Consider the following 26,715-nt stretch of genomic DNA (forward strand, 5'->3'; position numbering starts at 1 on the left):
AAGGTGCGAGATGGCGAGCATGGGTGCGGGCGCGGCGCGGGAGGCGACGCGCGCCGCGATCTTCGCGCCGCTCGACACGGCTGGCCGCGCCGAGGTCGTTGCGCAGCGCCTCGCCGATGCGATCCAGCTCGGGCTGCTCGAGCGGGGTGAGCGCCTTCCCACCGAGCAGGAGCTCGGGCGCCGCTTCGGGGTCGCCACGGTGACCGCGCGCGAGGCCCTCGAGTCGCTCAGGACTGACCGCCTCATCGAGACGCGTCGAGGGCGTTCGGGCGGCAGCTTCGTCACGGGGACCGGGGACGATGCGCGGGCGGCTCTGGTCGCTCGCCTCGCCGAGATCTCTCGCGTCGAGCTGCGTGACATGGGACTGCACTACTCGCTCATCGCGAGCGGCGCCGCCGAGAGGGCCGCGATGTTCGCGACGCCGGGCGACGTCGACACGCTCGCCCTGCTGGTCGAGGACGGTGCTTCTGCCAGCGGCGTCGCCGCGCGTCGGGCGGAGAATGGGATCCGGCTCGAGGTCGCCGCGCTGTCGCGATCGGCGCGCCTGGTGTCCGAGCAGGTGCGGCTCCAGTCGGAGTTCGGCCCGCTCCTGTGGATCGCGCTTCAGGAGGGTGACGTCGTGCGCGGCAACGCTGAGCGCCACCGCCGGCTGGTCCAGGCGCTCGGCGAGGGAGAGGCTGCCCAGGCAAGAGCGATCGTGCTCGAGCAGGTCGATTGGCTCGTCACTCGACTGCTCGCCGTGCGCGAGGAGGTCGAGCGGTGATCGCGGCGGGAATCCGCGAGATCGCGGCGGTGCTCGGCACCTCCCTCGCCCCGGTCTTCGCGCAGGTGAACGACTGGCGCCTGCGCCTCGAGGCGGCCTTCGCAGAAGGCGTGGGATCCTCCGGCGAGATCGACGAGATCGTGCAGTGGCTCGTGGCCGCCGCGCTCGCGGAGTCGGGCCCCACGCTCGGCGCGGGATTCGTCGCGGCCCCGGGCTTCCTTGAGGAGACCCCCTGGCACATGGCTTGGTGGCTCAGCGCGGCGAACGGTGCGGGCCTCGCAGGGAGACCAGGCACGCTGCGGCGGCTCGAGGCCGTCGAGAACCCGGCAGACGAGGCATTCCTCGACTACACCAGACTCGAATGGTGGCGCGGCGCCGTCAAGCTCCGCGACGCGTACCTGACGGGCCCCTACATCGACTATCTGTGCACCGACGAGCTCACGCTCACGCTCACCGTGCCCGTCAAGGTGGACGGCGCGATCGCGGGAGTCGTCGGCGCCGACCTCTCGGTCGCGCGGCTCGAGCGGCTGACCGACGGCGTCCTCAGCCGGTCCTCGGTGCCCGCCGTGCTCGGTACCGCCGCCGGCCGCGTCGTCGCCGCGACAGACATGGCGCTCGAGCCCGGCATGCCCGCGAGCCGGTATGGGAGGGTCGGCGGCTGGCATCCGGTTCCTGGCTGCGGCGGAACCCTCTCGGTGGCGCGCGCGTCCTGACCGGTCGGCGTGGCCGGCGCCCGGATCTGCCGGGCGTGAGGGGTCAGCGTCCTCTTCGCTTCAGCGGGTCTCCCTCGAGGCAGCATGCGTGGAGCCAGGCCGCGTCCCGCACGCGGGGCGAGGGGTCGTGCGCGAGCAGCGCCTGATCCGCTTCGGACGTGTGTGCGTGGAGCGCCACCGCCCTGCGCACCTCGGGGTCGGGGTGCTCGGCGAGGACGCTCAGCTCGAGCGCGGTGGCGTCGGCCCGCGTCGCGGCGCGGAGGCCCTCGATGAACGCCCACGAGCGGATCTCATCGGCGATGTCCTCCAGGCCGTGCGCGGCGGCCGCAGCCGCAGCCGCGTTCGCATCGTCCACCTCCTCGACGGCGCGCGCCTGCCGTCGATACAGATCCATGTCCAGCAGGGTGACCGCGGGCGTCGCCTGCGGGCGGCCCGCGACACCGATGACGACGAGCTGGCGCGGGAGGTCCTCGACGCAGGCCTCGACCACCTGGAGCGTTGCCTCGTCGATCGGCATGCTCGACCTGCGCGCATAGGCTTCGAGGGAGTCGGCGGCGCGGGCGAAGCCAGCCCGCGACAGCCTCTCCGCATCGATGAGCGCCGCCAGTGCCGACGCGGCATTCGGTGCGGCGTGACCCGGTGTCAGCCCCGCCATCCTGATGACGCTCACGCCGAGCCCCGCGACCGCGACACCGCCGCGGGTCACGCAGACGTGCGGGGCGAGCGTGTCGGCGGACGGGAGGGCAAGCGCTGGATCGTGCGTGGCGCTCGTGGCGATGCGACTGTCGGTGCTCATGGCGGTTCTCGGATCTGTCGTGGGGCCTCGATGCTGTGCGAGATGCTGGCCCCCGGTTCGTGCGCGAGCCGGGGTTGACCTCCCCATCGGACGCCAGGGACGTCCTGCGAGCGGAAGAGAGTAAGTCCACCTCGCGCATACCCAGGGCGGCTCTGCCAGGCACGGCGCTGGCCCGGAGGCGACGCCCTGTGCCACAATGGCGCCGACGAAGGGGAGTAGCTCCCAGCGATCCGCAAGGATCCGAACCCGTGTCGACATACTGGCGCTCCGGCGCCCGGTGCGGGTTCCCGGTCAGACCGGGTGAGCAAGACCTTCGGCACGCGCTCAGCGTGCCGAGGCACCCCTATGCACCTCCTCGGCACGGCAGATCCGAACCCGAGAGGGCTCCGTTGTCACTGCTCACCCTTCTGCTCACCGCCCTCGGTGTCTCCGCCGACGCCTTCGCCGTCTCCGTCGGCAAGGGCCTGCACCTGCGTCGACTCGTCTGGAAGCCCGCGCTCCAGCTCGCGATCACCTTCGGTGCGTTCCAGGCGCTCATGCCCGTGCTCGGGTGGCTGCTCGCGTCATCGTTCGCGTCCGAGGTCGAGGCCTTCGATCATTGGATCGCCTTCGGCCTGCTGGTCGCGATCGGCGCGAAGATGGTGTGGGAGTCGCGATCCGCAGACGACGACGAGGACGGCGACGAGGTTCCCGACGCTGACGTGAGCATCGGAACCCGGGAGCTGCTGGTACTCGGCATCGCGACGAGCATCGACGCCCTGGCGGTCGGCGTCTCGTTCGCCTTCCTGCAGGTCGACATCGTCCTCGCGGTCGTGGTGATCGGCGTGGTGACCTTCGCCGCATCGCTGCTGGGCTATCGGCTGGGCCATCACGCGGGCGAGCACCTGCGCTCATGGGCGGAGCTCGCCGGCGGCCTGGTGCTGATCGGCATCGGCACCAAGATCCTCATCGAGCACCTCGCCGCCGCGGCCTGAGATCCCGCGCGCCTCGCGGAGACGACGAAGGCCCGGACCGTGAGGTCCGGGCCTTCGTCGCGTTCCACCTCGCGCGCCTCTCGGCGGCTCGGCGGAGCCAGATCAGATCAGCTCGCCTCCTCGGCGGGCTTGTCCTCCTTGGGGGCGGCCTTCGCCGCGGGCTTCTTCGCGGGAGCGCGCTTGGCGGGTGCCTTCTTGGGCGCCATCGCCTCGTCCTTGCGCTCCTCGGGCGTGAGGCCGTCCTCGCCGGTGCCGCCCTCGTCCTCCCAGACGCCCTCGGCATCGTCGATCGTGTCGGCCAGGCCGACCGCGGCGTTGTGGCGCGCCTCGTCGACCGACTCGGCGAACTTCTTCGCCTCGGCGGTCGCGGTCTCCTTCACACGCTCGATCGCGGGACCGGCCTGCTCGGAGATCTTCTTCGCCTCCTCGAGCGCGGTGTCCTTCACCCGCTCATAAGCAGGGCCTGCGGCCTCCTTCGCCTTGGCGTAGGTCGGGCCGAGCTGCGCGACGGCCTTGTCCCACGCGGGTCCGGCGGCGTCGACGACCTGCTTCGAGGTGGTCTGCGCGGCGTCGCTCACGGTCGCGAAGGCCTTCTTCATGGTCGACGTGGTCATGTCAGCGGCCTTGTTGACGTCGTGGCGGAGCTTCGCGGGAAGATCGCCGTCGGGACTCTCGAGCTCCCACTTGTCGTCGCCTGCCCAGGCGTCGCGACCGGGGTCGCGGCGCGCCCACGCGACGAGCGCGGCGCCCGCGGCGGCTGCGATCGCGACGGGGATCAGCACCTTGGCGGCCGAGCCGCCCTTCTTCTCGACCGGCTCCTCGCCGGCCGAGTCGACCGCGGCGACGACCGCGGGGATGGCGGCGCCGATGATCGCGGCCTGCGCGATGTCTACCCACTCGGACGTCTTGTCTCCGGCCTTGTGGACGTAGGGGGACGCCTTGCGCGCACCCTTGCGGTAGGCCTTCTCGGCGCGCGGCTTGGCCCAGGCGACGGCCTCGTCGACCTTGGGACCCGCCCATTCGATGGCCTGCTCGTAACGAGGTCCAGCCCACGCCTTGGCGTCGTCGACCTTGGGGCCAGCCCACTCGACGGCCTCTCCCACCTTGGGGCCAGCCCACTCGGCGGCGCGCTTGGCGGCCTCGGTCGCCGCCGCCGCAGCCTTGTCAGCGGCCTCCTTCGCCGCGGCCGCAGCATCCTCGGCCTGCTTGCGATACTTCTCGGCGTCGATGTCCACCTTGGGCCTTCCCATGGCGAGCCTCCTGTCCCCTGTTGGTGTGCCTTTTACCCATCGTGCCACCTACAACGCCCTGAGGCGAGGCCTTATGCCACAATGACGAACATGATTGCAACGCTCCAGACCACGGCCGGTGACATCCGCATCGAGCTGTTCCCGAACCACGCCCCGAACACGGTGGCGAACTTCGTCGGCCTCGCGACCGGCGAGAAGGAGTGGAAGGACCCCAAGACGGGTCAGGCCAGCAACGAGCCCTTCTACGACGGCCTCATCTTCCACCGCGTGATCGACGGCTTCATGATCCAGGGTGGCTGCCCGCTCGGCACCGGCACCGGCGGCCCGGGCTACACCTTCGATGACGAGCCGCACCCCGAGCTCACGTTCTCCGAGCCCTACCTGCTCGCGATGGCGAACGCCGGCAAGCGCGTCAACCCCATCACCGGCAAGCCCGCGGGCACCAACGGCTCGCAGTTCTTCATCACGGTGACGAACCCCGACTGGCTCAACGGCAAGCACACCATCTTCGGCAAGGTCGTCGACGACGAGTCGAAGGCCATCGTGGACAAGATCGCCACCACGGCGACCGGCCCCGGCGACCGTCCGGTCGAGGACGTGACGATCACGTCCGTCTCCATCTCCGAGTAGTCAGCAGTACATGACCGCGTCGGGTGGCGGGACCGCCATGGAACCCGTGTGCCCCCGCCACCCCGACCGCGTCTCCTACGTCTCCTGCCAACGCTGCGGGAGGCCCACCTGCCCCGAGTGCCAGACCCCGGCCCCGGTCGGCATCATCTGCGTGGACTGCGCGCGCGAGGCGCAGCGCCAGTCCCGCTCGGTCGTGAACCGCCTCGGCTTCACGAGCGCGTTCGGCAAGCCCTATGTCACGTTCACGATCATCGGGCTCAACATCGTGGCCTACCTGTACGGCACCCTGATCCTCGGGGGTGGACTGTCCGACCTCATCTACGGGGTCAACGGCGGTGACCCTTGGCCGGTTCGATGGGGTCTCTGGCCCGAGATCGACGGTCAGCTCGGCGGGTTGGGCGAGGAGTGGTACCGATGGATCACCTCGGGGTTCCTTCACTTCAGCCTTCTCCACATCGGCATGAACATGCTGGTGCTGTTCCAGTTCGGCACGCAGCTCGAACCGATCATGGGGCGCGCCCGATTCGCGGCGCTGTATGTCATCTCCCTGCTCGGCGGCTCGCTCGCCGTGGAGCTGCTCGCGAGCTCGGGTGTCCACGGCGGAGCCTCGGGGGCCATCTTCGGGCTGTTCGCCGCGTATGCCGTCGTCCTGTACAAGCTCAGGATGAACTACCAGTCGGTGGTCACCACGGGTGGCCTGTGGCTCGTGCTGGGCTTCATCGTCCCTGGTCTGTCATGGCAGGCGCACCTCGGCGGCGCGATCGCCGGCGCTTTGACGATGCTCGCGATGCTGCACTGGGTGAAGAGCCCGCAGCGCGCCCGACGCTGACTCCCTTCAGCCGCGTCGCGCTCCCCCCGCTCGTTACTCACACCGGTGTAATTCCCTGTGAATAACACGGGTGTAGTTATCCCAAAGTGTGGAGAGCAATGTGGATAACTACACCCGTGTCATTCACATTCCCCCAGCGTTATCCACAGAACCGTAGGTGTGAGAAAGCCCCCGCACGCTGTGGATATGTCACGCGCACGGGGGCTCGGGGCTGGGGAGAACCGGTGGTCTCCCGCGGAGGGGCTGGCTACTTCCAGCGCGTCAGCAGGCCCATCGCGACCGCGAAGAAGCTGAAGCCCACCAGCACGTTCCAGTTGTAGATCGGCACCGGGTACGCACCCTGGGTGATGTAGTGCACCGTGATCCACGCGAGCCCGATGACCAGCAGCGTGATGATCGTCGGGATCAGCCACTTGGGGTTCTCGGACTGCGCCTTGCCCAGGTTGCGAGGGGCCTTGAAGGTCTCGCGGTCGTTCTTCTTGGCTCGTGCCACGTGTCTGCTCCTGTGAATGGCGCGTGACTCACGCGCGCGGTGGGCGGGATGCTGCCCCCAAGGCTACCGGCGACCCCCCGCCCACGGCGAAACGGGCTGTTCGGCGCCGCGGCGCTCCCGTAGGCTTGGCCCATCATGTCGCAGCACCCCACTGCCACGGCCACCCCGCCGCACGGCACCGAGTCCCCACGCCACGGTCGTCGAGGCATGCGCGTGTTCGACCGGGTCCTGGGGATCACGGGCGAGCTGCTGATCGCGGCGGGAGTGCTGCTGGGCCTCTTCGTCGTCTGGCAGCTGTTCTATACGGACGTGCAGGCGGACCGCGTCCAGGACGCGATCATCGAGGAGTTCGTCGACGAGGTCGGCTCGGTGACCGCGAGCGGAGGGGAGGCCGAGGACGGCGTCGGGCTCGACGTCACCGAGACGATCCCCGAGGAGTACCAGTTCACGGACGATCCTCCCGAGATGGAGGAGCCCGCGCATGCCGAGGTGTTCGGCCTCATGTACGTGCCGCGCTGGGGCGAGGACTACGTCAAGCCGATCGCGCAGGGCACCGACAAGCCGACCGTGCTCAACGTGATCGGCATCGGCCACTACGAGGGCACCGCGATGCCGGGCGGGTGGGGCAACTTCTCCGTCGCCGCGCACCGCACCACGTACGGCAAGCCCTTCAGCGACATCGACCAGCTCGAGATCGGGGACGCGGTCGTCATCGAGACCGAGGATGCCTGGTTCGTCTACGAGGTCACGGACCACGAGATCGTGCTGCCGACCGCGGTCGAGGTGATCGCGCCCGTGCCTGACCAGCCCGGCATGGAGGCCGACGGCCGGTACCTCACGATGACGACGTGTCACCCGAGGTTCTCCGCAGCCCAGCGCTGGGTCGTGCACGGCGAGCTGCTGTACTGGGCGCCCACGGGGCACGGCGTGCCCGCCGAGCTCGTCGAGGAGGTCTCATGATCTCGACATGGATCTGGTCGCGGCTGCCGGGCAACGCCTGGATCAAGGCGCTGATCGTCGCCATCGCGTTCGTGGCCCTGGTCGCACTGCTGTTCGAGGTGGTGTTCCCGTGGCTCGAGCCCTATCTGCCCATTCAGGACCAGACCGTCGAGGGAGGCTGACATGACGAGGATCCTCGTCGTCGACAACTACGACTCATTCGTCTACACGATCGTCGGCTACCTGCGCCAGATGGGCGCGGAGACCGTCGTCGTGCGCAACGACGCCGTCCACGAGGCCGGCGACGTCACCGACTACGACGGCGTGCTCATCTCGCCCGGCCCCGGAGCGCCCGCGGAGGCCGGGGCGTCGATGGACGTGATCCGTCGCTGCGCCGAGACCGGGACCCCGATGCTCGGCATCTGCCTGGGGCACCAGGCGCTCGCGGAGGTCTACGGGGGAGTGGTCAGCCACGCGCCCGAGCTCATGCACGGAAAGACCTCGCAGGTGAGCCATGCGCAGGACTCGGTCCTCGCGGGACTGCCGTCGCCCTTCACCGCGACGCGCTACCACTCGCTGGCGGTGGAGAACCCGACCGTCCCCAAGGACCTCGAGGTCACCTGCTCGACCGCCAACGGCATCATCATGGGCCTCAAGCACAAGGAGCTGCCGCTGCACGGCGTGCAGTTCCACCCCGAGTCCGTGCTGACCGAGGGCGGCCACCGCCTGCTCGCGAACTGGCTCGAGGTGTGCGGGATGCCCGACGCCGAGTCCCGCTCGGCCGGGCTGGGCCCGCTGGTCCGCAAGTAGCGGCTGGCGCGGTTGAAGGGCTAGAGCCAGCCCTTCCACACCGCGATCACGAGCATCGTCACGAGGAAGCCGACCGGCTGGTTCAGCCACAGGAACGTGCGCCACCCCCGGTTGGCGTCCTCGCACGTCTGGTCCGTGACCCTCAGGAAGCGCGCGACCGAGGCGACGTAGGGAAGCGGCAGCACCGCAGCGAGCGTCCCGGGCCACGGCTCGAGCAGCAGCAGCGCGCTCGAGAGCAGGTACAGCGCCATCGAGACCACCACGGTCGCGCGGGCCCCGAGCACGGTCGCGATCGAGCCGATGCCGCCCTCGCGGTCGGCCTTCACGTCCTGGACGGCGCCGAACGCGTGGCTCGCCATGCCCCACGCGAGGAAGGCGACCCAGATCGGCCACACCGCCCTGTCGGTGAGCGTGATCCCCGCCAGCACCAGGGCGTACATGAGTGGGCCCGCGAAGTGCACCGCGGAGGTGAACGAGTCGAGGAACGACCGCTCCTTGAAGCGCAGTCCGGGCGCCGAGTAGGCGACCACCGCGAAGAGGACGACCACCAGCATCGTCCCGGCGGCGGCCGAGCCCTGCGCGAGCAGCCAGATCGCAAGCGGCACCACGGTGATCGCCGAGGCCCACAGGATCGCGCGATGGACGCGGCGCGCCTCGTCGCGATCGCGGATGACGTCGCCCTCGATCCCGCCCTTGCGGGGGTTCGCGAGGTCGGACTCGTAGTCGAAGACGTCGTTCACCCCGTACATCAGCAGGTTGTACGGGATGAGGAAGAACAGCGTCCCGACGATGAGCACCGCGTCGATCTCGCGCGCGGCGAGCAGGTAGCCGGCCGCGAAAGGGAAGGCCGTGTTGATCCAGGAGACGGGCCTTGAGGCCCGGACGATGCGCGCGATCACTCGACGTCCTCGCTCGGGGTGGAGGGAGCATCGTCCCTGGCAGGGGAAGTCGGCGCCGTGGAGGACGTCGCCGTGGAGGACCCGGACGATGCGGTGGTCGCCTCGCGCGGCGCGAGCCGCCAGTTCCACCGCCACAGCGCGGGGACCAGCAGGACGGCGGCGATCGCGTAGCCGAAGTCCTCGATCGGGGCGATGGGGACGCGGATCCCGAGGATCAGCTCGTCGTCGTAGCCGACGATCCCGGCCCCGACGATGAGGTTGTCGAAGATCGCGGTGAGCGCGAGGAGCACGAGGCCGGTCCACACGAGCGGGAGCTTGGGCGACCTGCGCAGCAGCGCGATCGCGGGGATCAGCGCGACCACGAGCAGGAGGCCCATCATCGTCACGTAGTTCGTCATGACCGCGCCGCCTGACGACGCGAGAACCACAGCCACAGGAGCAGCGTCTGATACGTGAGCAGCGTGAGGAAGAAGACCTCCTCGATCGGGATCTCCGGCGCGAGCAGGATGCCGGACTGGTACGGGCCGTCGCCGACGAAGAAGATCCCACGCTCGACCCCGAGGACGTCCCAGAACAGGAAGAACGCCACGGCGATGGCGAGGGTGAGCACGGTGCGCACCGGCTGCACGAACAGCGCGAGGCCGAGCCGGCGGTCGAGCGCGGCGAGGCCGACGAGGCTCACGAGCAGGGCCCCGAGGTAGACGAGTCCCATCAGGCGCCACCGGGCCTTCGCGAGCCGCGGGCGAGCTCGCCGAGCACATCGCTGCGGCGGGACGAGGCGAGGAAGCCGGACGCGATCGGAGTGGCAGAGGGTGCGGCGGAGGTGTCGCCGAGCAGTCGCTTGGCGACGAGCTCGGCGGAGATCAGGCAGATCGGCATGCCGATCCCGGGCACGGTGGACGATCCCGCGTAGAGCAGGTTGCGCACCTTGGGGCTCGCGTTGCCGGGCCGGAAGATCGCGGACTGGGCGAGCGTGTGCTCGAGGCCGAGCGCGGAGCCCCTCCAGGCGGACAGCTCCGTGGCGAAGTCGGCGGGGGTGGTGATCGCGTGGATCGTGGTGCGCTCGCGCAGGTCGGGCACTCCCGCCCACGCGGCGACCTGGTCCAGGTAGCGCCACGCGAGAGCGTCGAGGTCGTCGCGTGAGGCCTCGTCCGCGCCCAGCTCGGGGTCGGCGGGGAAGGGGACCAGCATGAAGAGGTTCTCGTAGCCGGCGGGCGCCGCTGACGGGTTCGTCGCGGTCACGCGGGAGACGTAGAGCGAGCCGGGCACCGGTGCCGACAGCTCGCCGTCCCCGACGATCTGCGCGAAGTTCGCATCCCAGTCGCGTGTGAAGAACAGCGAGTGGTGCGCGAGCTCGGGGAGGTCACCCTTGACGCCCGCGAACACGAGCAGCGAGCTGATCCCGGGAGACCGCTTCTCCCAGCGCGGCTCGTCCTGCCACTGGTGCGCCGGCTCGAGCAGCTCCGTCTCCGTGTGATGCATGTCGGCGCCCGAGACCACGACGTCCGCGGGGAGCCGCTCGCCGTCGGCCAGCACCACTCCCGTCGCGAGACCGTCGTCCCCGACCTCGATGCGCGCGACGTCGCATCCGGTGCGCAGCACCGCACCCTCCTCGCGGGCGATCCTCGCGAGGGACTCGATCACCTCGTACAGGCCGCCACGCGGGTAGCGGACGCCGTCGGTGAGGTCCAGGTGGCTCATGAGCGAGTAGAGCGAAGGCGCGCGCGACGGCGCCGAGCCGAGGAACACCGCGTGGAAGCCGAGGATCTTCCTCAGCCTCTCGTCACGCACGCGCCGGTCGATGCGCGCGCCGAGCGGCCGCGACAGCAGGCCCGCGAGCGACGGCAGCCGGCGCAGCACCTCGGTGGACACGACCTTGAGGGGATTCTCGTAGGTCGTGTAGAGGAAGCGGTCGAGCGCGAGCCGGTACAGGTCGTACGACTCGCTCGCGTACTGCCGCATCGCCTGCCCGTCGCCGGCGCTCAGCGCGTCGAAGCGGGCGTAGTTGGCGTCCGCGTCCGCCTCCACGTCGAGTCGCTCGGCCGGACCCTGGGAGTCCTCGCCCTCGAAGTAGACGCGGTAGCGGGGATCGAGGTCCACGAGCTCGAGCTCGTCCTCGACCCGTCTGCCCATGAGCGCGAAGAACTGCTCGAACGCCTCGGGCATGAGGTACCAGGAGGGCCCCGTGTCCCACGTGAAGCCATGCTTCTGGAGGCGGCCCGCCCGGCCGCCGAGCTGGTCGTGACGCTCGACGAGGGTCACGCGCGCGCCGCCGCGCGCGAGCAGACCCGCCGTGGCGATCCCCCCGATCCCTCCGCCGATGACGACGACCCTGGGGCCCTCGTGCGTCGTGCTCACAGCGCGCTCCTCTCCTGGGGCGTGGGCCGCCCGCGGCTCACGGTGTTGCGGAGGGCGAGCGCCAGCTTGGTGCTGTCGGGGACGCGCACGCGCCTGACGGTGAGCTGGTCCGCGGGCGTCGCGGCGATGCGGTCCAGCAGCGAGACGTAGATGTCGATCGTGGTCGCGACCGCGATGCGGGCGCGCCGCGGCAGGGCCGGCAGGCACCGCTCGGCGGCGGCCACGTCCTCGCGGCAGTCGGCGACGAGCGCGGCCAGGGCCTCGTCGTCGAGGGTCGCGGCCGAGATGCCGGGGAAGTACGTGCGACCGAGCGCGTCCTCGTCGGCCCCGAGGTCCCGGAGGAAGTTGACCTTCTGATACGCGGCGCCCAGCCGACGCGCGCCCGCGGCCGACTCCTCCGGCAGTGGCCGCGGCCCGCCCTCCGTGTTGAGGAAGACCGCGAGGCACATCTCGCCGACCACCTCGGCCGAGCCGTACACGTACGTCGCGAAGGTCTCCGGCGTGTGAACGGTCTGGTCGAGGTCCATCCGCATCGACGCGAAGAACGGCGCGGTCTGCTCGCGGCCGATGCCGACGGCCGCCGCGGTCAGCCCGAAGGCGTGCGCGACGAGGTTCGTCGAGAAGCCGCGCGCGATGGCGTCGTCGACCTCGCGCTCGAACGAGTCCAGGAGCTCGCGGGCGTCGGGTCCGCGGTAGGTGTCGACGATCTCGTCGGCGACGCGCACCATCGCGTAGACATTCTCGATGTGGCGCCGCATGGCTCGCGGAAGCAGACGCGTGCCGAGCCCGAAGCTCGTCGAGTAGCGCGCGATCACCTGCGCGGCGGCGTCGTGCGCGGTGCGGTCGTACAGCTCCAGGTCGGTGTCGGGCACGTGGGTCTGACGGCCCGCGTCGGCGTCGTTCACGACACGCGATCCTCGAGCATGTCGATGAGCTCGAGCAGGTAGCCCGACAGCGGCGCCGGGATGCGCTCGAAGGCAAGGCGGCGCGCGAGCCGCGCCTGCCTGCGAGCGATGCCGAGCGCTTGGCCGCGCGCGCCCGAGTCGACGAGGATCTCGCGCACGCGCGCCGCATCCTCCTCGCACAGGTCGTCGCGCCCGAGCGCGGCGCGCAGCTCCTCGCGCTGCTCCTCCGTGGCGCGGTGGAACGCGAGCCGCATCAGCTCGGTGCGCTTGCCCGAGCGCAGGTCGGACAGGTTGGACTTGCCGGTGACTTCCGGATCCCCGAACACGCCGAGGTCGTCGTCCACGAGCTGGAACGAGACGCCGAGCGCGGTGCCGATCCGCTCGAGGTGGCCGATCATGGTGGGATCGGCACCCGCGAGCTGCGCTCCCGCGAGCAGCGGGACGACGAACGTGTAGGTCGCGGTCTTGAGCTCCGCCACCACGAGCGCGTCGGCGTCGGCCGGCTCGGTGAGGTCACCATACGAGTCGAGGAGCTCGCCGGCGATCGTGGTCCTGATGGCGCGCGTGAGCAGGTCGAGGCACGCGAGCCGGTGATGGGCCGGCAGGGGGGCCGTGGAGATGAGGTCGTAGGACGAGGCGATGGCCAGGTCGCCGCCGAGCAGCGCGGCGGACAGGACGTGGTTGTCGACCTGCGCGGGGGACAGCGCGGAGGAGGCGAGGGCCGCGCGTCGCGATCCAGCGACGTTCGGGCGCCCGCGCCGGACCTCGTCGTGATCGAGGATGTCGTCGTGGACGAGCATCGCGGTGTGGAGCATCTCCATCGCCGCCGCGACCGGCACCACGGCGTCGGGCTCGTCTCCCCCGAGGCCCGCGTACGCGGCGATCGTCAGGGACGGACGGAGGCTCTTGCCGCCGTGGAACTGCTCGCCGAGCACATGCCACAGCTCGGCGTAGTCGGCGCCCGCCATGGGCAGCCTCTCCGCCTCCGCGGAGACATGCGTGCCGAGCGACTCGCGCACCGCTTCCAGGCGTGAGCGCACTACTTCATGCAACGTGTCCACGGTGAGCACTCTCTCCATCACGTCACTATAGACAGCGGTCCCCGGCGGAGAATTCCCGCCGAGGCCCGCGTCGATGAGTCATGGGGCCGTCAAGGGCCCGCCGTCGCGGTCACCGCGGGATCCGGCGCCGTGGTCGTCGGGTCCGGATCGGGCTCGGCGCCCAGCGAGATGGTGAGCACCACCGTCGTGCCAGGGGCGACCTGCGTGCCCCCCGACGGGTTCTGCGAGATCACGCTGCCCGACGCGACGGAGTCGGAGTACTCCTCGGTGACCGACACGTCGAAGCCCGCGTTCTGGAGGGTGCTCGTCGCCTGCACCTGCGACTGGCCGGCGACGTTCGGCACCTCGCGAGTGGACGGCTCGACGGCGACCTCGATGGTCACCTCCGAGCCCACCGAGACGAGCCCCGGCGTCGGATCCTGCGAGAGCACGGTGCCCGCGTCCTCGTCCTCGGTCTCGACCTCGGTGACGACGACGCTCAGGCCGAGCGCGGAGATGTTCTGGCGTGCGGCCTCCTCGGTGTCGCCGGTGAGGTCGGGAAGCTCGATGCGACCGTCGGCGATGAAGAGGTCGACCTCGGTGCCGGCCTCGACCTCGGTGTCCGCGACGGGCTCTGTGCGCGCCACCTGACCCTCGACCAGATCCTTGTCGTGCTCGGTGTCGTCGATCGAGCCGAGCTCGAGGCCCGCGTCTTCGAGCTCGGCGATCGCCTCCTCCTCGGTCAGGCCTCGGACGTCGGGGACGACGGCCTCGCCGGGACCCGAGCTGACGGTGAGCTCCACGGTGTCTCCCTCGAAGAGCTTCTCGCCCTCCTCGGGGTCCGTGGAGATGACGTTGCCGGCCTCGACGTCCGAGCTCGCCTCCTCGACCACCGTGTTCTCGAGCAGGAGCTCGTCGAGCTGCGCCTGCGCCTCCGCGACGGGGACGCCGACCAGGTCGGGCACAACGATATCCGCCTCAGCCTCGCCGCCGCGCGTGAGCAGGAAGATGATGAGCAGGAGCGCGATGAGCGCCGCTCCGCCGAGAGACGACCACAGGATGATCTTGCGCCTGCGCTCGTCCTCGTCGACGACGAGCTCCTCCTCGTCCTGCACGGCGACCTCGCCGGTGGGAGGCACGGGGGCGGGCATCACGCCCGACTGGTCCCAGGACGACGAAGGCATCACCTGGGTGCCGTCCGCGGTAGGAGCCAGGGCCTCGGTCTCGTCGCCCGACATCGCCGCGGCGGCCACGCCCGCGGCGCCGGCGCCCAGCGCCGCCGAGCCGATGGCGACGGCGCCGGTCGACGGGGAGACGGCTCCGCCGCCCATCACGGCGCGGAGGTCGGCGAGGAACTCCTGCGCCGACGAGTAGCGCTCGTCGCGGTTCTTGGCGAGCGCGCGGGCGACCACCTGGTCGAGCGTCTGCGGGACGTCGGAGGCGAACTGCGACGGGCGCGGAGCCTCCTCGCGCACATGCTGGTAGGCGACCGACACGGGCGAGTCGCCGACGAAGGGCGGGCGGCCGGTGAGCAGCTCGAACAGCAGGCAGCCGGCCGAGTACAGGTCGGAGCGAGCGTCCACGTTCTCGCCGCGCGCCTGCTCGGGGGACAGGTACTGCGCGGTGCCGACGACCGCCGACGTCTGCGTCATCGTCTGGCCCGCGTCGGCGAGCGCGCGGGCGATGCCGAAGTCCATGACCTTGACCGCGCCCGTGGGCGTGAGCATGACGTTCGCGGGCTTGATGTCGCGATGGACGAGGCCCGCATGGTGCGCGTAGTCGAGCGCGGTGAGCACGCCGGACGTGATCTCGACGGCCTCGTCGATCGGCGCGGCGACGTCGCCCTGGAGGATGTCGCGGACGGTGTGTCCCTCGACGTACTCCATCACGATGTAGGGGACCGCCTGCGGCTGACCGGTCTCGCTCTGGATGTGGTCCTCGCCCGTGTCGTACACGGCGACGATCGACGGGTGGTTGAGGCCCGCGGCGGACTGCGCCTCGCGACGGAAGCGCGTCTGGAACGCGGGATCGCGCGCGAGGTCGGCGCGCAGGATCTTGATCGCGACAGTGCGTCCCAGGCGGGTGTCGTAGCCGATGTGCACCTCGGCCATCCCGCCTCGGCCGATGAGGTCGCCGACCTCGTATCGGCCACCCAGGATCTTCGCTTCGTCGTTCATTACTCGTCCTTATGCATTGCTCTGCGCACGCGCACGTCGCCGCCTATTGTGGCATCCTTCGCCTGTCATGCCTGCGGACCCGCCATATCCGGCCGAGGTCGATGGGCCTTCGGGGTGATCGAGGGCGGCAGTCGGCGCCTCGCCTCCGCCGTCTCGCGGGTCTGGGTGTCGGCCATCGGAGCGTGCTCCGTCTCGGTCAGGACGAGGCCCTCGAGCAGCGCCTCGAGCTCCGCGCCGTCGCGCGGACGGCGGCGCGGGTTCTTCTCGAGCACCTTGTAGGTGAGCGCCGCGAGGTCGGGCGAGACGGTGTCCGGCAGCGGCGGCACCTTGTCGTTGACCTGCGCGACGGCGATGTCGACCGCGTTGGCGGCGGTGAAGGGGCGCTTGCCGACCACGGACTCGAACATGATGATGCCGAGCGAGTACACGTCCGATGCCGGGGTCGCCGGCTTGCCGAGTGCGAGCTCGGGCGCGAGGTACTGGGCCGTGCCCATCACCATGCCCGTGGCGGTGAGCGTCGTCTGGTCCTGGCTGCGCGAGACCCCGAAGTCGGTGATCTTCAGCTCGTCGTCGCCGAAGACCAGGAGGTTGCCTGGCTTGATGTCGCGATGCATGATCCCCTCGCCGTGCGCGGCCTGCAGCCCGCGGCACGCCGCGACCATCAGTCGGACGAGCCGGGCCTCGGGGATCGTGCGCTCGCGCTCGAGGATGGTCGACATCGGCTCGCCCTCGACGAGCTCCATCACGAGGTAAGCGGTGCCCTGCTGGTCTCCGTAGTCGAGCACCTGTGCGATGTTGGGGTGCTGGACGCCCGCGGCGTTGCGCGCCTCGTTGGCGAAGCGCCTCAGGAACGTCTCGTTCGCGGCAGAGGCCTCCTTGAGCGTCTTCACCGCGACCTTGCGGCTGAGATCGATGTCCGACGCGCGCCACACCTCGCCCATGCCGCCGACCGCGATCAGTGACTCGAGGACGTACCGCCCTCCGAGAGTCGTGCCGGCGCCGATGTGCATCAGTCGTCGCCTCCGCTCAGCGCGGCCTGGAGCACCTGCTTGCCGATCGGTGCCGCGACCGAGCCGCCGGTCGCGCCGACCCCGCCGTCCTCGACGAGCACCGCGATCGCGATCTCGGGATCGTCGGCGGGCGCGAAGGCGACGAACCACGTGTAGGGCGGGTCGTCGGTGCCCGTCTCGGCCGTGCCGGTCTTGCCCGCGATCTCGACTCCGGAGATCTGGGCGCTGCGTCCCGAGCCGTCCTCGACGACCGAGATCATCATGTCGGTGAGCGCGGAGGCGGTGTCCGAGCTGAACGGCGTCGAGAACACCGACTGCTCGGTCGTGTCGATGACCTGGAGCGAGTTCGAGCGCACCGAGTCGACGAGGTAGGGGGTCATGAGCTCGCCGTCGTTCGCGATCGCGGCCGCGACCATCGCCATCTGGATCGGCGTGGAGCGGACGTCGAACTGGCCGATCGAGCTCTGCGCGGTCTGCGGCTCGTTCGGGTCGTCGGGGAGCTGGGACGACGCGGTGGTGAGCGGCACGTCGATCGACTGCTCGAAGCCCAGGTCGATCGCCATGTCCTCGATCGCGTCCCACCCGAGGTCCATGCCCAGGTTCGCGAAGGCCGTGTTGCACGACACCCTGAGGGCGTCGGAGAGCGTCGTGTTGCCATCGGCATCCGTGTCGCATGACGAGCCGCCGTAGTTGCTCAGCGTCGCCGACGTCTGCGGAAGCTCGAGGACCTTCGGAGCCTCGATGAGGCTGTCCTCGTCGTAGCCGTCCTCGAGCGCGGCGGCGGCCACCACGAGCTTGAACACCGAGCCGGGCGGGTAGGTCTGCGCGATCGCCCGGTTCAGCATCGGCTGATCCTCGTCGCCTACGAGCTCCGCATACGCCTCGTTGACCTCGCTCGTCGAGTGCGAGGCGAGCAGGTTCGGGTCGTACGACGGCGTGGAGACCATCGCCTTGATGGCGCCGGTGCTGGGATCGAGCGCGACGACTGCCCCCGCGTGGTCTCCCAGGGCGTCGTAGGCGGCCTGCTGGAGGTCGGCGTCGATCGTCGTCTCGACCGACGCTCCCTGCTGCTCCTCGCCCGCGAACAGGTCGCCGAGCCTGGACCAGAACAGCGCGTCGGAGGTGCCGTTGAGCAGGGTGTTCTCGGACTGCTCGAGCCCGGTCCTGCCATAGACGATCGAGTAGAAGCCGGTGATCGGCGCATACACGGGGCCGAGTGAGTACGTGCGCTGGAAGCCGTACGAGTCGTCGACCTCCTTCGAGGACGCGACGGACTCGCCATCGACGACGATCGGGCCGCGGTACGTGCCGTACTCCCGGTAGAGCGTGCGCACGTTGCGCGGGTCGTCGTTGAGGCTGCCCGCGTTCAGCACCTGGATCCAGGTGGCGGTGCCCATGAGCGCCATGAAGAGGATGAGGGCGACGACGGAGAGGCGCCGGATCGGGTCGTTCACTGGTGCGGCGCCTCCTCGAGGTCAGGCCGAGGACGACGCGGGGCGCTCTCGTCGACCTTCGGGGTGGCGCTCGCGGCAGGCTGCCGCGCCTGATCGGAGATGCGCAGGATGAGGGCGACGACGATCCAGTTCGCGAGCATCGACGAGCCGCCGTACGCGAGGAACGGCGTGGTGAGACCCGTGAGCGGGATGAGGCGCGTGACGCCGCCGACGATGATGAAGACCTGGAGGGTGATCGCGAAGCCGAGTCCCGCGGACAGCAGCTTCCCGAAGCCGTCGCGGACGCCGATCGCGGTGCGCATCGCGCGCTGCACGAGGATCACGTACAGCGTGAGGATCGCCATGAGACCGGTGAGTCCGAGCTCCTCGCCGAGCGACGCGATGATGAAGTCCGACTCGGCGTAGGGCACGAGGTCGGGGCGGCCGTTTCCGAGCCCCGTGCCGAACAGGCCGCCGGAGGCCATTCCGAAGAGCCCGCGGACGAGCTGCTCGGAGCGGCCCGAGGAGTAGACCTCGGCGTCGAGCGCGTGGAGCCACGCGTCGTAGCGCGCGCCGACGTGGCTGAACAGGACGCCGGCTGCGACGGCCCCGACGATGAACAGCGCGACGCCGATGACGACCCAGCTGATCCGCTCGGTCGCGATGTAGACCATCCCGATGAAGATGCCGAAGAACAGCAGCGCGGCGCCGAGGTCGCGCTGGTTGATCATGATGAGCAGGGCCGCGGCGAACATGATGGCGAGCGGCCCCATGTCGCGCACCCGCGGCAGCCGCATCCCGAGGAACTTGGGGCCCGCGAGGGCGAGCGCGTCGCGGTTGGTCTGGAGGTAGCCGGCGAAGAAGATGACGAGGAGGATCTTCGCGAACTCTCCCGGCTGCAGCGAGTGGCCTGCGACGCCGATCCAGATCTTGGCTCCGTTGATCTCCTTGCCGAGGCCCGGCACCGCGGGCAGGAGGTACAGGATGATGCCGAGGATTCCCGCGGTGTACGTGAAGCGGCGCAGCACGCGATGGTCGCGGATGACGATGAGGACGACGATGAAGGCGAGCGCCCCGAGCAGCGCCCAGCCGATCTGGGTCTGGCCGAAGTCGGTCTCCCGTCCCCGGGCCGCGTACGCGAAGTCGATGCGCCGGATCTCGGCGAGCGAGACCCCGATGAGGCCGGTGACGACCGGCACGACCACCTGGTCCGAGTGCGGGGCGAAGATCCGCAGCACGATGTGCAGCAGCGCCAGCGCGCCCGCGAATCCGGCCGCGTACCAGGCGAGCTCGTCGAGCTCGAGGAAGTCCGCGTGGTAGTCGACGAGTCCCCGCGCGAGCACGGCGAGGGCCCAGGACAGCAGCAGGAGCCACCCCTCGGAGCGCCTCCCGCGATGGACTCTCAGCTCGGAGACGGTCGCCATCAGCTGGTCGACTCCAGCGCCGTCACGACAGCCTGTGCATCCGACAGGCTCTGCCTGCGGATCGCTCCCTCGATGCGCTCCCGCTGGTACTGGGCCAAGTCATCGAGGGAGATGTCGGTGGTCTCGACGAGCGTGTGGAGGCTGACGAGCGGAAGGTCCTCGGGGATGCCCTGATAGATCGCGACGTAGCCATCGGACTCTCCGACGTAGTACTGCTGCTGCGTCCACACGTAGCCGGCGTACGCGCCGCCCGCGACGACCGCGAGGGTGATGAGCGGCAGGAGCCACGCCTTCCACAGGTTCCAGCGCTCGGACCAGCGTGAGGGCTCATCGTCGTCGTCCTGCGGCTCGACGGGCGAGAGCCGGGCCGCCTTGGCCGCGGCGCCCGTGCCGCCGCTCGACGGCTTGTGGCGGTCGCGCGCAGCGGATCCGACGATCTGGGACTGGGTCGACGGTCCCTGCCCGCGCGGGAGGGAGTCGATGTCGACGACGTCGGCGACGATGCACGTGACGTTGTCGGGGGCGCCCGCGGCGAGGGCAAGGCCGACGAGCGCGTCGGCGCAGTCGCCCGGATCCTCGATCTCCGCGAGCGTCTCCTCGAGCGTCGCGCGGCTCACGACGCCCGAGAGCCCGTCCGAGCACAGCATCCAGCGGTCGCCTGGTCGGGTCTCGCGCACCGAGATGTCGACCGGGACGTCGGCGTCGATGTCGCCCAGCACCCTCAGCAGCATCGAGCGCTTGGGGTGGTGCTCCGCCTCGGCGGCGCTGAGCCTGCCGGTGTCCACGAGGTGCTGGACGAACGAGTGGTCGGTGGTCACCTGATCGAGCGAGCCGTCGCGCAGGAGGTAGGCGCGCGAGTCGCCGATGTGGGCCATGTGGAGCGTCGCGCCCGCGCGCAGCAGCGCGGTGACGGTGGTGCCCAGGCCGGACAGCTCGGGATCGTTGTCCGCACGCGCGACGATCTCCGCGTGCGCGTCGGCGATCGAGTTCTTGAGCTCCTCGAGCGCCTCGTCCGGGCCGTGCGCCTCTCCGTCCAGGGCGGCGAGTCTGCCGACCGCGATCGACGAGGCGATGTCGCCGCCGGCGGCGCCGCCCATGCCGTCCGCGACGACGAGCAGCTGGGGCCCCGCGTACGCGGAGTCCTGGTTGTTGGCGCGCACGAGGCCCACGTCGGAGCGCGCGGCGAAGTTGAAGGCGATGTACACGCCTCAGCTCCTGAGCTCGAGGGTGGTCGCGCCGATCCGGATGACGTCGCCAGGTCGGAACGGGACGGGATCGTCCACGCGCTGGTTGCCGAGGAACGTGCCGTTCGTCGAGCCGAGGTCCTCGACCTTCCAGATGCCGTCCTCGGGGAAGATGCGGCAGTGCCGCGAGGAGCAGTAGTCGTCCTCGATCACGAGGGTGCACATCGCCGCGCGTCCCACGAGGATCGGCGCGGAGCCGAGGGGGACGGTCGCGCCCTTGAGCGGTCCCGCGGTCACCGCGAGCAGCGCCGCGGTGCGCTCCTTCGTGGACACCGCGCCGGTGCGCACGCCCGTGCCCGCGCGCGAGGGGGCGGCGCTCTTCTGGGCGCGCGCGTCCTCGCGCGGCTTGGCGGTCCGGCCTCGGCCGCGAGTCACCACCCTGGTGCCGTACAGGTCCGAGCGGAGCACCGCGATCGCGGTCAGCACGAGCGACCACAGCAGGAGCAGGAAGCCCAGGCGGAGCAGGGTGATCGACAGCTGGCTCATCGAATCAGAGGTCCTCGTCCGCCGGGACCGCGTCCCAGTACATGATCGTCGTCCGCCCGATCGTGACGACGTTGCCGTCGAGCAGCGTCGCCTCCTTGACCCGCTGATCCTCGACGAACGTACCGTTCGTCGAGCCCAGGTCGGTGAGGATCGTGCCGTGCTCGGTCACCTCGAGCCGCACATGCGTCCGGCTGACGCCTGTGTCGTCGATGACGATGTCGGCCTCGCTGCCGCGTCCCAGCACGGTCGAGGCGCCCGTGAGGTAGTACCGCTGACCGTCGACGTCGAGGAGCGGATAGCGCGACTGGGGGTTGCGGGTCGTGGCCGGCGCGACGGGGCCGCGCGTCGTGCGCGAGCTGACCGCGTAGCGGCCCGTCGCGAGCGACTCGTCCTCGGTGAAGGACACCGTGACGCTCCCGACGAGGCTGTAGGCCTGGCGCGCGGCGTGCTGCTGGACGGCCTCCTCGAGCTCGTGGGCGAGCGCCTCGTCCCCCCAGCTCACCACGGTCTCGTGGTCGGCTGGGCTCAGCGTGAGCACGTACTCGTTGGGCGCGACGGTGCGACCGCGGTCGACTGCCGCGGCCCGGTTGTCGCACTCGCGCTTGAGCGCGGCGGCGAGCTCCACCGGCTTGATGCCCGAACGGAACGTCTTCGCGAACGCGTTCTGCATCACGTTCTCCACGCCCTTCTCGAAGCGATCCAGCACACCCATGCGTGAATCGTAACGTGAGGTACGGCGCCGATGAGCGACCCTTCCCCAGGGGATGTCAGGCGGGACGGGACGATGCGGGGGTCACCGACCCCACTTCAGACGGCTCGGGCTGCGCTCAGGCAGCGACGAGCGGCGCGCGCAGCGGCCACTCGTGGCCGTCGAGCACGACCTGCGCCGCGTTGCCCGTCGTCGGGTCGACGACGATCGGTGCGAGCAGGTTGACCGTGGTCGCCCGGTCCTCGCCGGGGTTCACGATCGCGAGGAGCGTGGGGTCGACCTCGTCGGCCATGCCGAGCGCGTCGCGCACCTCGCGCGACACGGCCGGGCCGTACGCGGGGAAGTAGACGCTCGGTGAGACCGCGAAGAGGCGGACCCCGTCGGCCTGAGCGCTGCGGAGGGTGAAGAGGTAGCCGAACTCGTCGATCGCGGCGAGCCGGAACGTCGTGAGCGGTGCCATCCCGGGCGGTGACTCGATGAAGGTGAGCACGTCGGGCAGCTGCCGCATGGACGCGCGCTCGGAGTCGAGGGCGATATCGATCGTTGTCATCGGAGGTAGTCCATCAGGGTCGGTTGGAGGACCTTCGCGGCCGCGCCGAGCGCGCCCTCGTAGGCGACCTCCTGCATGGAGAGCTCGAGGACCGCCTCCGCGAGGTCGATGTCCTCGATGTCGGAGACGCTTGAGCCGAGGTTCTGGATCGTGAGCTCGAGCGAGGACTGGGCATCGGTCACCTGCTTGTAGCGGATTCCGACGTCGGACAGCGTGGTCAGCATGTTGTTCATCGCGTCGTCGATCTCATCGAGGCGCGTCGTCACCTCGACTCCGCTCCGCAGGTCCGCGGCGATGTCGTCGAGAAGCTGGAAGACGGAGGTCGCTCCGTTGCCGTAAGCGGATGCGCCCTCGGCATCGACCTGAACGGTGGCGTTCTCGCCGATCCGCCGCGTCACCTCAGCGCCGGCCACGCCGTTCCACGCGTAGGCGCCGGTGGAGTCCTCGAACGCCACGTCGGCAGAGGACGTGCCCGCGAAGATCGAACGGCCGTTGATCGTCGTGTTCGCGAGATCGAGGAGCGTGTCGCGAAGGCCTTCGAGCTCGGTGGCGAGCGCCTCGCGCGAGGTCGTGTTCAGGGTGGCGCTCGAGGCTCCCTGCACGGTGAGGTCGCGAGCACGCTGCAGCGCGTCAACCGACTCCTGCAGCGTCGAGTCGATCTGCGCGAGCCACGACTCGCCGTCCTGCGCGTTGCGGAGCGCCTGGTTGGCGGCGGCCTGCTGCGACTTGAGGCTGAGGAGACGGCCAGCCGAGGTGGGATCGTCGGACGCCCTCGTCATGGTCTTGCCTGAGGACATCTGAGCCTGGAGGTCGGACATCTTGCTCAGGTTCAGCTGCACGTTCGCCAGCGTGGAGCGCTGGACGGTCTGCTGCGTGACTCGATTGATCATGGCTTATCTCCCCACGAGTCCGGTGCTGTTGATGAGGGTGTCGAGCATCTCGTCCATCGCCGTCATGACGCGAGAGGCGGCCTCGTACGCCCGCTGGTAGGCGACCATGTTCGTGACCTCCTCGTCGATGTCGACGCTCGCGTTGGCGAGCTGCTGCGACTCGGCGGTCGCGCGGGTCGCCTCGGCGGAGTCGGCGCGGGTGCGCGCTGACGCGGTGGCGACGCCCAGGTCCACGATGTAGGTCTGCCAGGTCGAGTCCGGGCCGTCCTCGGCGGTGCTCAGCTGCGAGATCGCATCGGCGATCGAGCCGTCGTACTCGCCGTTCGCGCCGTCGCCGGCAGCGATCAGGTCCGTGTCCGAGATCGCGACGGAGATGCCGAGCGCGGCCGGCGTGCCCGCCGCGATGGCGAAGAAGTCGTTCCCCGTCGTCGTGCCGTCGATCGCGTAGCCGGCCGCGTGGATCGCGTTGACCTGGTCCGCCACCCGGGTGGCAAGGTCGTTGATCGCGTCGACCGCGGCGGAGATCGAGCCACCCTCGGACGTGGGCTGGAGGCTTGCGACGACTCCGGCGAGGGTGCCGCCGTCGAGAGTGAGCGAGTTGCCGTTGGCCCACTGCAGGCTCACGGCGTCGGCGCTCACGGGCTCAGCCAGCGCGGCCGCCATCCCGTATGAGCCGGTCGCCACGATTTCTGTGGCCGAGTTGCCCTGCACGAGCATGTTGCCGTCGAGGAACACGTTCGCCGTGCCGTCGTCCTGCAGGACCGCGGTCGCGCCGGTGAGCTCGGACAGCTGGGTGATGAGCAGGTCCCGCTGGTCGATGAGCTCGTTCGCGGATCCGCCCGAGGTCGTGATGCCGCGGATCTGCTCGTTGAGGTCGGCGATCGTCGCGGCGGTCGTGTTGACCTCGGTGACATAGGCGTCCACCGACGTGCGTCCCTCGTCCCAGAGCGACTCGAAGGAGTTGTAGGCGTCGGCCATCTGGATCGTGAGCGTCTCGGCGGTGCCGAGCAGCACGGTCCTCGCGGAGTCGGAGTCGGGCGCGTTGGCGACGTCCTGCCACGCGTTCCAGAAGTCGGACAGCGCCGTGGTGATCCCGGTGTCGTCGGTGAGGTCGGCGACGACGCTCTCGAGGCTCTCGAGGGTGGAGGCCGTCGCCTCGGCCTGGGCGGCGGACGCGGTCTGGGTGCGGAGCCGGGAGTCGAGAAACTGGTCGCTGAGCCGCTCGAGGCTGGCCACGGTGACACCGTTGCCCGAGGTGGCCGTCGAGCTGGACCACAGCGAGGTGACCGTGTTCGACGACACGGCCGACATGCTCACGCGCTGACGCGTGTACCCCTCGGTGTTCGCGTTGGCGATGTTCTGGCCCGCGACCTCGAGCGCCTGACGCTGAGCGACGAGCGACGAGTACGCGGTCGACAGTCCGGAGAACGTGCTGCTCATATCAGAGCGCCTCGTCGAGAAGGTAGGCGGCGTCGGTGCCCTTGCTCCGGCTGCCCTGAGAGGTATACGTGTTCATCGAGTCCTTGATCCCCAGGAGAGCCTCCTGGGTGGCCTGGATCGACGAGGCCAGCAGATCCCTGTTGAGCTTGCTCAGCGTCGAGATCTGCGAGGTGATGTCAGCGAGCGCGGTGTGATGCGCGCGCAGCATCTCGTCCCACGGGGCCGGTGCGGCGTTGGCAAGCTCGAGAAGGCTCGAACCCTCCGGGACTCCCACCTCGCGGGCGGCGTCGTCCGACTCCACGGCTCGGCCGAGGTCGGTGGTGCGGATCTGATCGAGCACCGCCTCCACCTCGCGAGACGAGCGGCCGACCCAGCGGGCGCGGCCGTTGGCGAGGATCAGCTCCTCGGTCTCCAGGCGGTAGAGCAGGGTCTCGAGCAGCTCACGCTCGCGCCACAGGATCGTGGACAGCTCGTCGAGGGACATGAGGCTCCTTACTGACCATCAGCCCTGGGGTCGGGACGCGGTCGGCACATCGTCACGGGCCGGTGGGCCCTTCTGGAGTATCTATCGACCGCAACCTCGCGGAGTTGACCAGAACTGTCAAGGTCTTCGTCCCAGTATGGGCACGGGGAGAGGCTCCGGCGGCGAAGGAGGCGATCCGGCGTCGTCGCGAGGGGGCAGATCAGCACCGGAGTGACGTGGGCCACACGAAAAACGGGCCTCTCTCGCCCCTGGTAGGCGGCATGTGATGACCCTCACACAGCAATTTCTGAGAATCTCGGCGCGTCGCTCAGAAACGGACATCCCCGTGTGCCGTATGGCATCCGCCACAGCCGACTTCCGGCGAAACGGACATCGGCCGAACCCCCCGGTGTCCGCGAATGTCCGTTCTCACTCCCGAGTGTGACCGTCTTCATATTGACGTGGGTTCCCCGGGTGTCAATATTCCGGCCATGAACACGCAGCACCGCACCTCCAATGCCCTGGTTGAGGAGCACCTCGCGCTGATCGGCTACAACGTCAACGAGGTCCTCGCCCGGGTCCCGTCCCACGTCGCCCGCGCCGACCTCATGTCGGCCGGAGCCCTCGCGCTGGTCCGTGCCGCGCGTTCCTTCGATGAGTCCAAGGGTGTCCCCTTCGCTCGCTACGCCTCGCTCCGCATCCGCGGCGCGCTGGTCGACGAGCTGCGCTCGATGGACTGGGTCTCCCGCGGCGCCCGCCGCCGGGCCCGCGAGACCGCCGAGGCATCCGAGAAGCTCTCGGCTCAGCTCGGCCGCACGCCGACCCGCGTCGAGATCGCCCAGGCGCTCGGCGTCTCGGTCGATGAGGTCGACGCCGCGCGCGTCGACGGCGAGACCCGTGTGCTCTCGTCGGACGCCTTCGACGGCGCCGTCGCCGACATGGTCGTCGAGCAGGGCACCGGACCGCTGGACGCGATCGTCGGCGCCGAGCGCGTGCAGTACCTGCACGCGGGCATCTCCTGCCTCCCCGACAAGCTCCGCTACGTCGTCGAGCAGTTGTTCTTCCACGACCGCCCCGTGCTCGAGCTCGCGGAGGAGATGGGCGTCACGCGCTCCCGCATCAGCCAGCTCCGCACCGAGGCGCTCGCACTCCTCAAGGACGGGCTGAACGCCAACCTCGAGCAGGACGAGGCCCCCGTCGTCGACCCCACCGAGGGCGTCGCCGAGCGCCGACGCAAGGCCTACTACGCGGCGATCGCCGCGCGAGCCTCGGAGACGCGCGGTGCGGCAGCGGTCGCGCCCTCGCTCGACGCGACGACCGGGATCCGCGCCGCGTCGTGACCAGACTTCCGGCCCCGCGAGAGCGGGCCCGGCAAGAAACCCGAATCGGGTGAAGAAAACAACTCAACAAGCCCCGGCTTCACCCGATAGGGAAAACGTGAACCCACGGATGGGATCACGTCCGAGCCGACATTCACGGAGGAAATCATC

At 70.0% G+C, this 26,715-nt stretch carries 29 protein-coding genes; 9 read left to right on the plus strand and 20 right to left on the minus strand.

Going from position 1 to position 26,715, the window contains the following annotated elements:
• Positions 1 to 10: 10 nt before the first annotated feature.
• Entirely contained in the window at positions 11 to 763 is a 753-nt protein-coding gene (locus B7K23_RS03925) for a FadR/GntR family transcriptional regulator (RefSeq protein ID WP_084125086.1), read from the plus strand.
• Positions 760 to 1,476, plus strand: a complete 717-nt coding sequence (locus tag B7K23_RS03930) for a cache domain-containing protein (RefSeq protein ID WP_084125087.1) — start codon at positions 760 to 762, stop codon at positions 1,474 to 1,476. Before B7K23_RS03925 ends, B7K23_RS03930 begins: the two co-directional genes overlap by 4 nt.
• A gap of 43 nt (positions 1,477 to 1,519) precedes the next feature.
• Here B7K23_RS03930 and B7K23_RS03935 read toward each other — a convergent pair whose 3' ends face one another.
• Entirely contained in the window at positions 1,520 to 2,272 is a 753-nt protein-coding gene (locus B7K23_RS03935) for a hypothetical protein (protein ID WP_084125088.1), read from the minus strand.
• A gap of 389 nt (positions 2,273 to 2,661) precedes the next feature.
• Between B7K23_RS03935 and B7K23_RS03940 the strand changes: the two genes are divergently transcribed.
• Positions 2,662 to 3,246 (plus strand): manganese efflux pump MntP family protein, encoded by a 585-nt coding sequence (locus B7K23_RS03940; protein WP_084125089.1) that lies wholly within the window; start codon positions 2,662 to 2,664, stop codon positions 3,244 to 3,246.
• A gap of 107 nt (positions 3,247 to 3,353) precedes the next feature.
• Here B7K23_RS03940 and B7K23_RS15390 read toward each other — a convergent pair whose 3' ends face one another.
• A complete protein-coding gene (locus tag B7K23_RS15390) occupies positions 3,354 to 4,496 on the minus strand; it encodes a hypothetical protein (RefSeq protein ID WP_143338072.1) in 1,143 nt (380 codons plus the stop codon).
• A 90-nt stretch (positions 4,497 to 4,586) separates the two neighbouring features.
• On the opposite strand from B7K23_RS15390, the gene B7K23_RS03950 reads away from it, so the two are divergent.
• Complete coding sequence (locus B7K23_RS03950) at positions 4,587 to 5,126, plus strand: peptidylprolyl isomerase (RefSeq protein WP_084125090.1); 540 nt, start codon at positions 4,587 to 4,589, stop codon at positions 5,124 to 5,126.
• 10 nt (positions 5,127 to 5,136) lie between these two features.
• Positions 5,137 to 5,955: a rhomboid family intramembrane serine protease gene (locus B7K23_RS03955; RefSeq protein ID WP_084125091.1), complete on the plus strand. Its 819-nt coding sequence runs from the start codon at positions 5,137 to 5,139 to the stop codon at positions 5,953 to 5,955.
• Positions 5,956 to 6,202: 247 nt separating this feature from the next.
• Here B7K23_RS03955 and B7K23_RS03960 read toward each other — a convergent pair whose 3' ends face one another.
• Positions 6,203 to 6,448 (minus strand): cell division protein CrgA, encoded by a 246-nt coding sequence (locus tag B7K23_RS03960; RefSeq protein WP_084125092.1) that lies wholly within the window; start codon positions 6,446 to 6,448, stop codon positions 6,203 to 6,205.
• Between the two features lie 135 nt (positions 6,449 to 6,583).
• Here B7K23_RS03960 and B7K23_RS03965 point away from each other — a divergent pair, with 135 nt between their 5' ends.
• The 3 genes from B7K23_RS03965 to B7K23_RS03970 are packed head-to-tail and all read left to right on the plus strand — an operon-like array spanning position 6,584 to position 8,197.
• Positions 6,584 to 7,408, plus strand: a complete 825-nt coding sequence (locus tag B7K23_RS03965) for a class E sortase (protein ID WP_084125093.1) — start codon at positions 6,584 to 6,586, stop codon at positions 7,406 to 7,408.
• Positions 7,405 to 7,569, plus strand: a complete 165-nt coding sequence (locus B7K23_RS15650) for a hypothetical protein (protein WP_159451305.1) — start codon at positions 7,405 to 7,407, stop codon at positions 7,567 to 7,569. The genes B7K23_RS03965 and B7K23_RS15650 overlap by 4 nt, the downstream gene beginning before the upstream one ends.
• A gap of 1 nt (position 7,570) precedes the next feature.
• Positions 7,571 to 8,197 carry an aminodeoxychorismate/anthranilate synthase component II gene (locus B7K23_RS03970; protein WP_084125094.1) on the plus strand — a complete coding sequence of 209 codons (627 nt, stop codon included), beginning with the start codon at positions 7,571 to 7,573 and terminating at the stop codon, positions 8,195 to 8,197.
• 20 nt (positions 8,198 to 8,217) lie between these two features.
• On the opposite strand, the gene B7K23_RS03975 is transcribed toward B7K23_RS03970, so the two are convergent.
• From B7K23_RS03975 to B7K23_RS04050, 17 genes are all read right to left on the minus strand, one after another.
• Positions 8,218 to 9,096, minus strand: a complete 879-nt coding sequence (locus tag B7K23_RS03975; protein WP_307175259.1) for a prenyltransferase — start codon at positions 9,094 to 9,096, stop codon at positions 8,218 to 8,220.
• Positions 9,093 to 9,494: a lycopene cyclase domain-containing protein gene (locus B7K23_RS03980; protein ID WP_084125095.1), complete on the minus strand. Its 402-nt coding sequence runs from the start codon at positions 9,492 to 9,494 to the stop codon at positions 9,093 to 9,095. Before B7K23_RS03980 ends, B7K23_RS03975 begins: the two co-directional genes overlap by 4 nt.
• On the minus strand, positions 9,491 to 9,808 hold the full coding sequence (locus B7K23_RS03985) for a lycopene cyclase domain-containing protein (protein WP_084125096.1): 318 nt from the start codon (positions 9,806 to 9,808) through the stop codon (positions 9,491 to 9,493). The genes B7K23_RS03980 and B7K23_RS03985 overlap by 4 nt, the downstream gene beginning before the upstream one ends.
• On the minus strand, positions 9,808 to 11,454 hold the full coding sequence (crtI, locus tag B7K23_RS15910; RefSeq protein WP_234996414.1) for a phytoene desaturase family protein: 1,647 nt from the start codon (positions 11,452 to 11,454) through the stop codon (positions 9,808 to 9,810). Before crtI ends, B7K23_RS03985 begins: the two co-directional genes overlap by 1 nt.
• Positions 11,451 to 12,359, minus strand: a complete 909-nt coding sequence (locus B7K23_RS15915) for a squalene/phytoene synthase family protein (protein ID WP_234996415.1) — start codon at positions 12,357 to 12,359, stop codon at positions 11,451 to 11,453. The genes crtI and B7K23_RS15915 overlap by 4 nt, the downstream gene beginning before the upstream one ends.
• Positions 12,356 to 13,438, minus strand: coding sequence for a polyprenyl synthetase family protein (locus B7K23_RS15920; protein WP_084125098.1), 1,083 nt, complete (start codon positions 13,436 to 13,438; stop codon positions 12,356 to 12,358). Before B7K23_RS15920 ends, B7K23_RS15915 begins: the two co-directional genes overlap by 4 nt.
• Positions 13,439 to 13,509: 71 nt before the next feature.
• Positions 13,510 to 15,576, minus strand: a complete 2,067-nt coding sequence (gene pknB / locus B7K23_RS04000) for a Stk1 family PASTA domain-containing Ser/Thr kinase (protein ID WP_084125099.1) — start codon at positions 15,574 to 15,576, stop codon at positions 13,510 to 13,512.
• A gap of 65 nt (positions 15,577 to 15,641) precedes the next feature.
• Positions 15,642 to 16,586, minus strand: a complete 945-nt coding sequence (locus B7K23_RS04005; protein ID WP_084125100.1) for a serine/threonine-protein kinase — start codon at positions 16,584 to 16,586, stop codon at positions 15,642 to 15,644.
• Positions 16,586 to 18,040, minus strand: a complete 1,455-nt coding sequence (locus B7K23_RS04010; protein ID WP_084125101.1) for a penicillin-binding protein 2 — start codon at positions 18,038 to 18,040, stop codon at positions 16,586 to 16,588. Before B7K23_RS04010 ends, B7K23_RS04005 begins: the two co-directional genes overlap by 1 nt.
• Positions 18,037 to 19,443: an FtsW/RodA/SpoVE family cell cycle protein gene (locus B7K23_RS04015; protein ID WP_084125102.1), complete on the minus strand. Its 1,407-nt coding sequence runs from the start codon at positions 19,441 to 19,443 to the stop codon at positions 18,037 to 18,039. The genes B7K23_RS04010 and B7K23_RS04015 overlap by 4 nt, the downstream gene beginning before the upstream one ends.
• Positions 19,443 to 20,648 (minus strand): PP2C family serine/threonine-protein phosphatase, encoded by a 1,206-nt coding sequence (locus tag B7K23_RS04020; RefSeq protein WP_084125103.1) that lies wholly within the window; start codon positions 20,646 to 20,648, stop codon positions 19,443 to 19,445. Before B7K23_RS04020 ends, B7K23_RS04015 begins: the two co-directional genes overlap by 1 nt.
• Before the next feature lie 3 nt (positions 20,649 to 20,651).
• A complete protein-coding gene (locus B7K23_RS04025) occupies positions 20,652 to 21,173 on the minus strand; it encodes an FHA domain-containing protein (protein WP_084125104.1) in 522 nt (173 codons plus the stop codon).
• A 4-nt stretch (positions 21,174 to 21,177) separates the two neighbouring features.
• Complete coding sequence (locus tag B7K23_RS04030; RefSeq protein WP_084125105.1) at positions 21,178 to 21,885, minus strand: DUF3662 and FHA domain-containing protein; 708 nt, start codon at positions 21,883 to 21,885, stop codon at positions 21,178 to 21,180.
• A 115-nt stretch (positions 21,886 to 22,000) separates the two neighbouring features.
• Positions 22,001 to 22,432, minus strand: coding sequence for a flagellar assembly protein FliW (gene fliW, locus B7K23_RS04035; RefSeq protein WP_084125106.1), 432 nt, complete (start codon positions 22,430 to 22,432; stop codon positions 22,001 to 22,003).
• Positions 22,429 to 23,322 carry a flagellar hook-associated protein FlgL gene (flgL, locus tag B7K23_RS04040; protein WP_084125107.1) on the minus strand — a complete coding sequence of 298 codons (894 nt, stop codon included), beginning with the start codon at positions 23,320 to 23,322 and terminating at the stop codon, positions 22,429 to 22,431. The genes fliW and flgL overlap by 4 nt, the downstream gene beginning before the upstream one ends.
• A 3-nt stretch (positions 23,323 to 23,325) precedes the next feature.
• A complete protein-coding gene (gene flgK, locus B7K23_RS04045; RefSeq protein ID WP_084125108.1) occupies positions 23,326 to 24,762 on the minus strand; it encodes a flagellar hook-associated protein FlgK in 1,437 nt (478 codons plus the stop codon).
• A 1-nt stretch (position 24,763) separates the two neighbouring features.
• Entirely contained in the window at positions 24,764 to 25,246 is a 483-nt protein-coding gene (locus tag B7K23_RS04050; protein ID WP_084125109.1) for a flagellar protein FlgN, read from the minus strand.
• Between the two features lie 470 nt (positions 25,247 to 25,716).
• On the opposite strand from B7K23_RS04050, the gene B7K23_RS04055 reads away from it, so the two are divergent.
• Positions 25,717 to 26,565, plus strand: a complete 849-nt coding sequence (locus B7K23_RS04055; protein WP_084125110.1) for a sigma-70 family RNA polymerase sigma factor — start codon at positions 25,717 to 25,719, stop codon at positions 26,563 to 26,565.
• The last annotated feature ends 150 nt before the right edge of the window (positions 26,566 to 26,715 follow it).

This window comes from Demequina sp. NBRC 110054 (assembly GCF_002090115.1).
Taxonomy (GTDB): domain Bacteria; phylum Actinomycetota; class Actinomycetes; order Actinomycetales; family Demequinaceae; genus Demequina.

Excerpts from the sequence above, each read along its gene's own strand:
- B7K23_RS03925 (WP_084125086.1), top strand. The coding sequence starts at position 11 with ATGGCGAGCATGGGTGCGGGCGCGGCGCGGGAGGCGACGCGCGCCGCG.
- B7K23_RS03935 (WP_084125088.1), bottom strand. The coding sequence starts at position 2,272 with ATGAGCACCGACAGTCGCATCGCCACGAGCGCCACGCACGATCCAGCG.
- B7K23_RS15390 (WP_143338072.1), bottom strand. The coding sequence starts at position 4,496 with ATGGGAAGGCCCAAGGTGGACATCGACGCCGAGAAGTATCGCAAGCAG.
- B7K23_RS03950 (WP_084125090.1), top strand. The coding sequence starts at position 4,587 with ATGATTGCAACGCTCCAGACCACGGCCGGTGACATCCGCATCGAGCTG.
- B7K23_RS03955 (WP_084125091.1), top strand. The coding sequence starts at position 5,137 with ATGACCGCGTCGGGTGGCGGGACCGCCATGGAACCCGTGTGCCCCCGC.
- B7K23_RS03965 (WP_084125093.1), top strand. The coding sequence starts at position 6,584 with ATGTCGCAGCACCCCACTGCCACGGCCACCCCGCCGCACGGCACCGAG.
- B7K23_RS15650 (WP_159451305.1), top strand. The coding sequence starts at position 7,405 with ATGATCTCGACATGGATCTGGTCGCGGCTGCCGGGCAACGCCTGGATC.
- B7K23_RS03970 (WP_084125094.1), top strand. The coding sequence starts at position 7,571 with ATGACGAGGATCCTCGTCGTCGACAACTACGACTCATTCGTCTACACG.
- B7K23_RS03980 (WP_084125095.1), bottom strand. The coding sequence starts at position 9,494 with ATGACGAACTACGTGACGATGATGGGCCTCCTGCTCGTGGTCGCGCTG.
- B7K23_RS03985 (WP_084125096.1), bottom strand. The coding sequence starts at position 9,808 with ATGGGACTCGTCTACCTCGGGGCCCTGCTCGTGAGCCTCGTCGGCCTC.
- B7K23_RS15920 (WP_084125098.1), bottom strand. The coding sequence starts at position 13,438 with ATGGAGAGAGTGCTCACCGTGGACACGTTGCATGAAGTAGTGCGCTCA.
- pknB (WP_084125099.1), bottom strand. The coding sequence starts at position 15,576 with ATGAACGACGAAGCGAAGATCCTGGGTGGCCGATACGAGGTCGGCGAC.
- B7K23_RS04005 (WP_084125100.1), bottom strand. The coding sequence starts at position 16,586 with ATGCACATCGGCGCCGGCACGACTCTCGGAGGGCGGTACGTCCTCGAG.
- B7K23_RS04015 (WP_084125102.1), bottom strand. The coding sequence starts at position 19,443 with ATGGCGACCGTCTCCGAGCTGAGAGTCCATCGCGGGAGGCGCTCCGAG.
- B7K23_RS04025 (WP_084125104.1), bottom strand. The coding sequence starts at position 21,173 with ATGAGCCAGCTGTCGATCACCCTGCTCCGCCTGGGCTTCCTGCTCCTG.
- B7K23_RS04030 (WP_084125105.1), bottom strand. The coding sequence starts at position 21,885 with ATGGGTGTGCTGGATCGCTTCGAGAAGGGCGTGGAGAACGTGATGCAG.
- fliW (WP_084125106.1), bottom strand. The coding sequence starts at position 22,432 with ATGACAACGATCGATATCGCCCTCGACTCCGAGCGCGCGTCCATGCGG.
- flgL (WP_084125107.1), bottom strand. The coding sequence starts at position 23,322 with ATGATCAATCGAGTCACGCAGCAGACCGTCCAGCGCTCCACGCTGGCG.
- flgK (WP_084125108.1), bottom strand. The coding sequence starts at position 24,762 with ATGAGCAGCACGTTCTCCGGACTGTCGACCGCGTACTCGTCGCTCGTC.
- B7K23_RS04050 (WP_084125109.1), bottom strand. The coding sequence starts at position 25,246 with ATGTCCCTCGACGAGCTGTCCACGATCCTGTGGCGCGAGCGTGAGCTG.
- B7K23_RS04055 (WP_084125110.1), top strand. The coding sequence starts at position 25,717 with ATGAACACGCAGCACCGCACCTCCAATGCCCTGGTTGAGGAGCACCTC.